We start from the raw sequence: 10,109 nt of genomic DNA, 5'->3' as shown, positions 1-10,109 counted from the left end.
AGGCCGTCGCGTGCGCCTGCAAGAATACCATCATCGCCGCGGATCACCGCCTCGACTTGTGGCGAGTTTGACAGGCACAGGTGGATGATATCGCAGTGCTGCGCCATCGCGCGCGGGGTTGCGGCCTCTTGCGCGCCGTTGGCGATCAGGCTTTCGATCGGCTTGCGGTTGCGGTTGCCCTTGATCCACATAGGATAGCCGCCTTTGATCAGGTTTCTTGCCATGCCGTGGCCCATAAAGCCCACACCGATGAAGCCGATGGTCATATCTTGTGCCATTTTGAAATCCTCCGGACGCGCACCATTGACAAGGCAGCATCAAACCACGTTGATGAAATGGTATACCATCGTGGCAATGTTGCAAGCACGAGGCGCATAGGGGGATATGACATGAACATTCTGATACTCGGGGGTGGCGGTGTATTGGGGCAAAAGCTGGCCTTGAAATTAGCGACCAATCCGACGCTAAAAGGTCAGGCGATCACGCAAGTCACTTTGGCCGACGTGGTGGATCCGCCTAAGATCGACGCCCCCTTCCCTGTGCAAACCGTCACCTGCGATATTGCCGATGCCGCGTCCGTCGCGGGGTGCGTGACAGCACAAACCGATGTGATCTATCTGCTGGCCGCGATCGTCAGCGCCCACGCGGAAGAAGATTTTGACGCTGGCATGAACATCAATCTGTTCGGAATCTACAATGTGCTGGAACGCTGCCGCGCCTTGGGAACTGTGCCCACGGTGGTGTTCTCTTCTTCGATCGCGATCTATGGCGGCGAGGCTCAGGACCCGCTTGGCGATCACAGCTACCCCAATCCGCAGACGTCGTACGGAATGCAAAAAGCGGCGGGCGAGATGTTGATCAACGACTATTCACGCAAAGGGTTCATCGACGGTCGCGCGTTCCGACTGCCGACGGTTTCAGTGCGTCCGGGCAAGCCGAACCGTGCGGCCAGCAGCTTTATGTCGTCGATCCTGCGCGAACCGTTGAACGGCCAAGAGGCGATCTGTCCTATCGAGGCGGACTTCCTGCACTACTATATCAGTCCCCGCCGCTGCGTTGAAAATCTGGTCAAAGGGGCGGAATTGAACGCCGCCGACATCGGCCAGAACCGCGTCATGCAAATGCCGGGAAAGACGTGGTCCATTGCGCAAGTCATTGAAGCGATGACCGCCGTTGCGGGCACTGATCCTGCCAAACTAATCCGATGGGATCCGCAGCCCGACATCAAAAGGATCGTGTCAGGCTGGCGTTGGGACATCCACGCTGACAAAGCCCTTCGTTTGGGCTTGAAAGCAGACGACACATTTGAAGACAATGTCCGCTACTATTTGGAAGACGACAAACCCACTACCTAGCTGCGGTTCACAGCACTTTTGAATGTCGTCAACGCAGCCGACAATTCGGGGTGATCCTTGGCATAGTCTTCTACTTTCTCACCTGCTTTTTGTGCGGCAGCGGCTTGGCGTAAACTGGTGATACCTGCCGCAGGTCCGTCTGGGTGGCTCATGATACCGCCGCCTGCGCAGAACAGGAAATCGTCGTTACCGAGTAATTCCATCGACGGCCCGACTTGCCACGCGGTTTGACCAGAAGAAAACACCGGCAACGCGGCGTGTGACGTCATGTCGTTTAGTGGCGCTTGCACGGCGCGCGCGGCGTTGGTCACGACGATGTCACCTTCGGTAAACTTGTTGGCCAGACCGTTCACATGTAAATGATCGCTACCTGCCAGTCGCCACAGTTTTTGCATTGCAAGATATTCGATCCCCACGTGTGGCGAGCGCGACATCAGCCCCCATCCGTTACGATGCGCATGGATCGGCAGTGGGCTGTGATCGCGTATCGCCCGCAAGCCCACCAAGCCAATAGAGTTCAGCGATACCATGGCACAGGTCGCACCAAGGCTTTTGAGCAGGTCAATGTTGCGGCGCATCACGTCAATTTCGTCGGTGATATTGAAGGCATACATCACCTTGCGCCCTGCCTTTTGCGCGGCTTCGTTCAAAACGTCCATCACCAGTTTGGCGCGGTCGTCAAACGGACATGCGGGGCCGTTCCCTTGCAGCTCGTCATCCTTGATGAAATCGATGCCGGCCCGCGCCAGATCACTAGCAAGTGCGGCGGTTTGTTCGGCACTTAAGCCCACACTTGGTTTTACAATTGTCCCGATCATCGGGCCGCTTGGCGCTCCCATCAGCTTACGCGTACCGGTGATTCCAAATTGAGGACCGGGACAACCTATTGCCAGCGCATCAGGTATGCCGAGATCCACAAGACGGATCGCAGAGAGTTCAGCCAGTTCAAATAAATTGCCTGCAACAGTGGCAAGGATATTGGGCAAGGACGGGCCAAAGTTGTCCATAGGCCAACTGATCGTTACGCGGCCTTGTTCGTAGGTCTTAGCGCTTAGCCTGCATGGCAAGGCCGGATGGTCAGAAGTGCCTGTGATTTCAACATGATCCAGCCGCGCGGCGGAGCGGTCGCGCAGTGCGTCGGTCTCGGATGCGAGACGCACGAAGGTGCCTGTCGATTGCTCACCAGCCATAACTTCAGCGGCGCGCTGCACGCCCACGGGGCTTTCGATTTCATAGGTTGCTGTCAAACGTGTCATCTGTGGCCACCTCCGTTCAGGACCCATCCAAAGTAATCGCGGCTGCCCATCTGTCCGCCCTTCAGCGCCAACGTCAGGGGCCGCGTGCCGCCATGGGCGTTGCAAATTGCAGCACCTGGAATGGTCGGGGCGGCGGCGGTAAGTGCATCGATGCCCAAGGCGCTGCACACATGCCCCGATGTATCGCCACCCGAAACCACAGCGCGATCAAGGTCCGATTGATCGACGAGTTGCGCCAGAATACGTCCAAGGGAAGCACCAATATCATCGTTTACTTGTGCCAGATTGTCGCCAGCCGCCTCCCGCAATTGCATGACAGCGGGGTCGTCTGGGCCGCGCGCGGTATAGATTAGGGGCACTTGATCGCGTTCCAGCGCGGCTTTCGCGGCGGTCAAAGCACGGGTTTCTTCGGCTGCAAGATCACCGTCGCAAGCCTGTACAACATCCAACCTGATATCCGCAAATCCGTTGTCTAGCGCCCATGCAGTCTGATCTGCAGTTATTGGCGAGACCGAACCTGACACCACAGCCATTCGCTTGGCGTGGCCAATGCCTCTGGCCGTCGGTGACACGGCAAGTGCACCCGTCTTTTGGAAGTGCGCTACCAATGCATATGCGATCCCTTGTGACCCGACCACAAACCGATGCCCTGCGTTCCACAATAGCTCACCTGCGGCGGTGACATCTGCGGGCGTCATCTGGTCAATCGTGACCCCACCGCGTGCAGTGGCAATCATGTTGGTGGCCCGTTCTGGATCGGCCAAAACTTCTAGATTGAGGCATTGCATCGGCATTCTGGTTTGTGCTGACAGATGTATTGCCACGTCCGCCTCGCCCATGGGCGTCACGGGATGACGCGCCATGACGGGGTGTCTGTCCAAGCGGAACACGCCTGCGTCAGTGCCTGCAAATAACTGCCCGAACGCTTGGTAGCGGCGCATTTCAGGGGCAGCGATCATGACTGGAATTGTGCTGGTGGCGAACGTCTTTGAACCGATCTCCATCGCTTTGCCGATCGATCCAATACGCGGTGCCGAGTCGAGGGTTGAGCAGGTCTTGTATTGCACCAACTTCGCACCTGTTTGCCCCAGAACGTCAAACAGATCTGGTAATTCTGCGTCCATGCGATCGGGGTCAAACGTGCGTGCCATGCTGGCTATGCCGATCCCGCGCACGTCTGGAAAATCCGCCATCCGTTCCGGTGTTGGTGGCCGCAAGAACAGCACCGCTGGCAGGCCTGCGAACGCCAGCACTTCCATCACCGCCGCAGCGCCGGTGAAGTCATCACCGAGCCACGCCAGCACGGGTTTTTCGCCTTGGGCCATTAGGTAATACGTTGAATACTGGCGGCAATCTCGTCTGGTTCGAACACCCGCTTCCAGTCGTCACGCATCAGGACAGGCTTGCCGAATTCAATCGCCTTGTTGCAGGCGTCTGAGAAAACGCCGTCGACTTCCTCAAAGATTACGGCACCAAGGATGTTCATGTGGCCAAGCAAGAAGTCACGCGCAGCTTCCTTTGGTACGCCACGGCGCACGACCTCGTCCATCGCTTCGCGCATGACGTCTAGCAAGGATGCGCAGACGGTTTCGGACAAGCCCGGTTCTAGCAAGGCCATCTGTTCGACCGTGACACGGTGGCTGCGGGCGACGGGGGCGTAGATGGCGCGGCCTACTTTTTCACCCAAAGCATAGTGATTCTCGGGGCCTTGCATCAGTGCGTTTACGATACCCTGTTCCGCGGTGACTCCACCGAAGTAGTCCTTGCGGCCGGCTTCGGTTTTTTCATCGTTGTAGATCGGGGGATGGCAGGGATGCGTGACGAAATAAGTGACGTCGTCGCGGGCGGGTAGATGGCCGGCAAAGGGGCCCGCCGCGTCAAGGCAGATCACCATCGCGCCGCTTGGTACTTTGTCGATGATCGTGGCGGCGACGGCTTTGATAGCGGTGTCGGGGACGGCCAGCAGGATGACGTCTGCGCCCTCCATCGCGGTGTCGATGTTGACGCAGTCGACGCCCACGGTCTCTTTCAATCGCGCGCGTCCAGCTTCGGAGATCTCCACATGCGCCACGTCGAAATCCGCGCGCGCAAGGTTGGCGGCACTGCGCACGCCCATCTTGCCGCCTGCACCCATAAGAACCAGTTTTTCAGTCATGTTATTCCTCTTTTTTAGCTTGCCGTTCGCGATACCAAATGTAGACGCCGGCACTGATGATGATCAGCCCGCCGCCCACGGTCCAAACGGTTGGGTATGTGTTGAAAAAGACAATCCCTGCGAAAGCCGCAGAGAAGATCTGCAGATAGATGACAGGCGCCAGGATACTGGCATCGGCCAAACGGTGTGCCGACGTCGCCAGAATATGGGCAGTGCCGCCGAACACGCCGATCAATACGAAGAACACCCAGTCGGCGGCAGCATCAGGCCAAACCCATTGCGTGAAAGCAAAGGGAGCCAGACAGAATGTCGCCAGCCCAGAGGCCCACAGCTGTGCCGTGCTGTTGTTCTCAACACCCGCCAATTTGCGCGTCAACAAAAAATAGACGGACGCCCCAGCCAATGCGCCAAGGTTCAACAACATCGCTGGATGAAAACCAGCACCCCAAGGCTGCATTACGACAATCACCCCCAAGAACCCGACACAGACAGCACTAATGCGGTGACGCCCGACCTTTTCCCCTAGCACAGGGACCGCCAAAAGTGTGACCACGATGGGGCCTGCAAACATAATCGTGGTGGTAACCGTTATCGGTAAATACTTTAGCGCCATGAAATTCAAACAGGTCCCGATGAACAGACTAGCCGACCGGATGATCTGCAGCTTCGGGCTATGCGATGCAAACGCCGATAGCCCCTCGCGCGGGACGAATACGACAACAGCCAGCAAGAAATGCACCGCATACCGCAAGAACGCAACTTGCATCGCGGACAGCCCCGCCAACACCAACCATTTGGCTGAGGTGTCGATCATCGTGAACAGCGTGACTGCTAGCACCATCGATCCAAGCGCCATTACGATCCGCTCTTCGCGCTGCGCTACTGCATGTGCCATGTGTCAAATCACGATCAAGATTCAACGCTACAAGAAAACTGTGATAATATTTGGCCAGATCAACAGCGTTGAAAGTGCCAGCAACTGTAGCGCGATAAAGGGCAGGAAGCCTCTGAAGATGTCCGTGAGCGAGATTTCGGGCGGCGCCACTGACTTAAGATAAAACGCCGCTGGACCAAAGGGGGGCGACAGGAAGCTGACCTGCATGTTCATACAGAATACGACACCGAACCAGATCGGAATGTAGCGGGCGTCGATGCTACCCAAGAAGCCAATCTCCTCGGCTGGAAGTCGCACAACAATTGGCAAGAACACAGGCATGATCAGCAAAACGATGCCGACCCAGTCCATGAACATACCCATGATAAGGAACACCAGCATCATCATCAGGATGATCCCCATCGTCGGCAACTCTGCCCCGATGATCAGGTTCGCCACAAAGGTCGGCCCTCCGACAAGTGTATAGGCCGCAGCAAGTGATGCCGCACCAATGGTGACCCAGATAATTGTCCCGGTAGATCTGAGGGTTCGAATCAAGCTATCCCAGACAATATCGAAAGACATTTCGCGACGGATCATGCCAATAACAAACACCGCGATAACGCCCATGCCCGCCGCTTCGGTGATCCCAGTAATACCGCCATAGATGGATCCCAAAACGACACCGATCACCACGATCGGTGCAATCAGGCCTTTACCCATTTCCCAGCCACGTGCCGTGCGTTCGCGGCCAACAACCACGAATACAATCAGCGAAAAGATCGCAAACGCACCAATGATCCAAGGAATATCAGCCACCATACCCAGCGGGATAGGGTCTTGATTTTCGCGGATCGCGTTGTCGCCCGTAAGCGTAAAGAACAGGGCACGGATAAACAGAACACCAGTCACCCACATCGCAAAGCGCGAGATGAAGCCTAGGAACATCAGGCCCTTTTCCGACCCTTCAGGCTCTCCCGGGACCGGGTCGGGCAAAGGTGCCAGCGACGTGTTTATCCGCGTGCGGATCACGATGTAGAGAATAAAAAACGAAGCTAGCATAAAGCCCGGTAAAAACGATGCTGTAAACAGTGCCTTGATCGAAGTTTCCGTCACCAGACCATAAAAAATCAAAACGATCGACGGAGGGATCATTGTACCAAGCGAGCCTGACGCACAGATCGTACCGATCGCGAGATTGCGATCATAGCCTAACCGCAACATCTGCGGCAAAGCGATCAGACCGAGCAGCACGACTTCACCACCGATGATGCCGGACATCGCAGCCATGATGACAGCCATGATGGAAGTAGCGACCGCAATGCCGCCGCGCATGCGGTTCATCCAGACGTTTAGGGACGAATACATGTCTCTCGCAATACCGGACCGTTCCAGCATCGCGGCCATAAAGATAAATAAGGGTACCGATATTAACACATAGTTCGTCAACTGGCGGTAGACAGCCTGGCCTAACACAGACATTGGGCCACGGCCAAAGTCCCCCCAAAGCAAGTCAGGTGGAAACTTTAATGCAAGGGTGACGACCGCTAAAAATGCAGATGCAAATCCAAGCGGCATCCCTATTGCAAGCAAGGCGAACATGCCCAGCAAAACAATGAGGGAGAGTGTACCAATATCGACCATTAGTTCTTTTCCTCAAGAGTGCGGCGGATGTTTTCGATCTCGACCTCGTCGATCTCGTCTGCTGGCGTGTGTAACTCTGGCACCTTGTTCCAATCCGCGATCAGATTGGATACTGCTTGAATGCAAACCAGAACGATGATGATGAGCAAGGCTGGCTTGATAATACCGGGGATGGGTGGATCCCACGCTGTGCCGAATGTCTCCATCCGCATAAAGCGGTTCTCGGCGTCGGTGTAGCCGCCCCAAACAAGCGCGAATGTGAAGCCGACGATCAGCATGACGGAAATGACATCAGACGCTTTCTTCATCCACCACGGCATGATGTCATAGATGATGTAGATGCGGATGTGGCTGCGCTGCTGCATGGCGTAAAGCCCGGCGAACAAGAACACAAAGCACGCGATCCATAGCGATAATTCATTGGCCCATAGCGTAGGCCTCGAGAACACGTAGCGCGACACAACCTCATAAAACATAACTAGCACGATAAAGGCGGTCATGATCATCGCAAGGCGACCCAGCACCACCGACACAAGGTCGAAAAACCCGTCAGGAGGCGTCTCAATCGCGCCCTTAGTGTCAGACAAGAAGAGCGAGGCAAAGGTCAGCGCAGCGGCAAAACACGCAAGCATCACCTGGACAAGGGGCTTACCCGCAGGGCGGATCATTTCGAACATCCCGTAGGATTCAGCGGCAAACATCCGCTGAGAAATCAGGAACAGATACAGCGCAAATGAGATTGCACAAAAGACGATCATTCCCGTCTTAACCGGTGCCCGCATGCGCCCAAGAAAAAGTGATTTGTTCTGCATCACATGCCTACCCACATTGTTATGATCCGGATTTTCCTCCGGTTGAAAAAGGCGGGCCCGATCCGGGCCCGCCTTGATCGTTACTTAATCAGGACAATCATGCCTGATTATTCGCCGATAAGACCCAGCTGACGCAGATAGGTTTTGTGGCTGTCAACAAGCGCAGCGGCCTCGGGGCTACGCGTCGCCCAATCGTCCCATGCAGCTTGTGCTGCTACACGGAACTCAGCACGATCTTCCGGCGACCAAGCATAAAGCGTGACACCCTGCTCTTGCAGAGCGGCAGCCGCTTCGGTGTTTGCCTTCTCGTTCAACATCGCGATCTGGAACGACAGCTTCTGCCATGCGGTCTCGATGATGCGACGCTGCTGCTCGCTGAGGCCCTCCCACACGCTTTGGTTACAAGCGAGGTGGTCGGATGGCATCGAGTGGAAGCCCGGATAGTTGGCGTGCTTAACGATGTCATACAAGCCGAGGCCTACGTTATTGGCTAGACCGGAGGCGTCAGCACCGTCGATGATGCCTGTCTCAAGTGCGGTAAAGATTTCGGTGAAGTCCATCACGATTGGCGATGCACCCATCTTCTCGAAGATCTCCGTTTCCATACCTGGAGGCGAACGGAACTTCCAACCAACCAAGTCTGCAGGACCCGCAATCGGCTTGGATGACGCGAATGATTCCTGACCATAAACTGCCCAACCAATCAGCTGCATGCCCTGTGCGTTGTACAGCTCTTGCGCAGCCTCATATCCATCACCGTAGTACAGCCAGCTATACTGCTGCCATGGCGTGTCGTAGCCACCCATGATGTCGCCCACGAATTGGAACGCTGGGTTTTTACCCGTTTGATATGCGCCGCCGGTTGCGTCACAATCGAGGATACCATTGATAGCCGCGTCGAAAGTTTCGACGGTGGCTACAACGGATGACGAATAGAACATCTCGATCGAAATTTCGCCGCCAGACATAGTCTGTACGTCATCGATCCAAGTTGCCAACATCTTCCCTGTTGGATGCTCGGTTGCGTAGTGCGTTTGGATACGCAGTGTTACATCTTGAGCAAGCGCTGCACTTGCCAACGTCGCGCCGGCAACAGCCGACATAAGTAATGTCTTGAGTTTCATCTTAATATTCCTCCCTTGGCGGCAATTTCCGCCGTTAGCGTATTCACCCATCCTCCCAGAGCGTGAATCACGATGGTATACCATCTGAAATTAACGTTACCCACTGCTTGCTCGACAAGCAACAAGTTTCGGTATACCAAAATTGACACGCAAGATTGTCCTTTCACGGACGTTGTTCAAAGGACGTTAACGTCAAAAATGACAGATCAAACGCTGCCAGAAAAAATAGCAAATCAGCTGAGACGCGACATTTTGCGTGGCAAGTTGGTGCCCGGCGCTTCTTTGAAAGAGCGCGGCAAGGCGGCGGATCTTGGCGTCAGTAGAACCCCTATGCGCGAAGCGATCCGCATTGTCGCGCGCGAAGGTCTGATCACCTTACGCCCGGCCCGCAGCCCAATTGTCGCAATGCCCGACGTCAAAGCTGTTACCGACGATGTTGAGGTTTTGCTTTCCATTGAAAAGCTGTCGGGCAAGTTGGCCTGTGAACGTGCCACTGACGCAGACATCGACGGAATTGCTGCGATCACTCAGCACATGGAAGATAACTTTGATACCATGGACCCCCTCGACATGTTCGAGATCGACATGAGTTTTCATTCCGCTATTGCGATGGCATCGCATAATAAACCACTGGCAGAAATCCACAGTCGGTTCTTGGCCCGTCTATGGCGCGCACGTTTCCTTGCCGCAATGAAGCGTCGTAACCGCACGAATGTGATCGCACATCATACCGCCATTCTGGCCGCCTTGCGTGCCCGAGATGCCAGCGCTGTTGATGCGGCCATCGGTATACATTTGGATCGACTGACCGAAGACATCGGTGAAGTTATCCGCCGCGAGCTTCAGGATCTGCAGGACAAAGCTGACCAGTCGGCCGACTGAGGTTAGT

10 protein-coding genes are annotated in these 10,109 nt (G+C 55.6%); 2 read left to right on the top strand and 8 right to left on the bottom strand.

Annotated elements, in window-relative coordinates; translation table 11 throughout:
* On the bottom strand, nucleotides 1-278 hold a 278-nt coding region (locus tag QZ197_RS12330), incomplete at its 3' end, for an NAD(P)-binding domain-containing protein (RefSeq protein ID WP_296432303.1).
* Between the two features lie 111 nt (nucleotides 279-389).
* Here QZ197_RS12330 and denD point away from each other — a divergent pair.
* Nucleotides 390-1,355 carry a D-erythronate dehydrogenase gene (gene denD, locus QZ197_RS12325; protein ID WP_296432302.1) on the top strand — a complete coding sequence of 322 codons (966 nt, stop codon included), beginning with the start codon at nucleotides 390-392 and terminating at the stop codon, nucleotides 1,353-1,355.
* On the opposite strand, the gene QZ197_RS12320 is transcribed toward denD, so the two are convergent.
* The 7 genes from QZ197_RS12320 to QZ197_RS12290 form a co-directional block, all read right to left on the bottom strand.
* Nucleotides 1,352-2,611 carry a ribulose-bisphosphate carboxylase large subunit family protein gene (locus QZ197_RS12320; RefSeq protein WP_296432301.1) on the bottom strand — a complete coding sequence of 420 codons (1,260 nt, stop codon included), beginning with the start codon at nucleotides 2,609-2,611 and terminating at the stop codon, nucleotides 1,352-1,354. The two genes, denD and QZ197_RS12320, sit on opposite strands and share 4 nt — an antisense overlap.
* Complete coding sequence (locus tag QZ197_RS12315) at nucleotides 2,608-3,936, bottom strand: four-carbon acid sugar kinase family protein (RefSeq protein ID WP_296432300.1); 1,329 nt, start codon at nucleotides 3,934-3,936, stop codon at nucleotides 2,608-2,610. Before QZ197_RS12315 ends, QZ197_RS12320 begins: the two co-directional genes overlap by 4 nt.
* Nucleotides 3,936-4,766: a phosphogluconate dehydrogenase C-terminal domain-containing protein gene (locus QZ197_RS12310; RefSeq protein ID WP_296432299.1), complete on the bottom strand. Its 831-nt coding sequence runs from the start codon at nucleotides 4,764-4,766 to the stop codon at nucleotides 3,936-3,938. The genes QZ197_RS12315 and QZ197_RS12310 overlap by 1 nt, the downstream gene beginning before the upstream one ends.
* Before the next feature lies 1 nt (nucleotide 4,767).
* The gene (locus QZ197_RS12305; protein ID WP_296432298.1) at nucleotides 4,768-5,661 is read right to left on the bottom strand and encodes a DMT family transporter; all 894 of its coding nucleotides are present in this window, start codon (nucleotides 5,659-5,661) and stop codon (nucleotides 4,768-4,770) included.
* 27 nt (nucleotides 5,662-5,688) lie between these two features.
* Nucleotides 5,689-7,284, bottom strand: coding sequence for a TRAP transporter large permease subunit (locus QZ197_RS12300; protein WP_296432297.1), 1,596 nt, complete (start codon nucleotides 7,282-7,284; stop codon nucleotides 5,689-5,691).
* Nucleotides 7,284-8,096, bottom strand: coding sequence for a TRAP transporter small permease (locus QZ197_RS12295; RefSeq protein WP_296432296.1), 813 nt, complete (start codon nucleotides 8,094-8,096; stop codon nucleotides 7,284-7,286). Before QZ197_RS12295 ends, QZ197_RS12300 begins: the two co-directional genes overlap by 1 nt.
* Before the next feature lie 107 nt (nucleotides 8,097-8,203).
* Complete coding sequence (locus QZ197_RS12290; RefSeq protein ID WP_296432294.1) at nucleotides 8,204-9,220, bottom strand: TRAP transporter substrate-binding protein; 1,017 nt, start codon at nucleotides 9,218-9,220, stop codon at nucleotides 8,204-8,206.
* A 198-nt stretch (nucleotides 9,221-9,418) separates the two neighbouring features.
* On the opposite strand from QZ197_RS12290, the gene QZ197_RS12285 reads away from it, so the two are divergent.
* On the top strand, nucleotides 9,419-10,102 hold the full coding sequence (locus QZ197_RS12285) for a GntR family transcriptional regulator (RefSeq protein ID WP_296432293.1): 684 nt from the start codon (nucleotides 9,419-9,421) through the stop codon (nucleotides 10,100-10,102).
* Nucleotides 10,103-10,109: the final 7 nt, after the last annotated feature.

Origin of the sequence: Yoonia sp., from assembly GCF_017854415.1 — a bacterium.
In the GTDB taxonomy this organism is placed as follows: Bacteria; Pseudomonadota; Alphaproteobacteria; order Rhodobacterales; family Rhodobacteraceae; genus Yoonia.
Note: the sequence above shows the minus strand (reverse complement) of the source record. Positions and strands in the feature narration are given on the sequence as shown.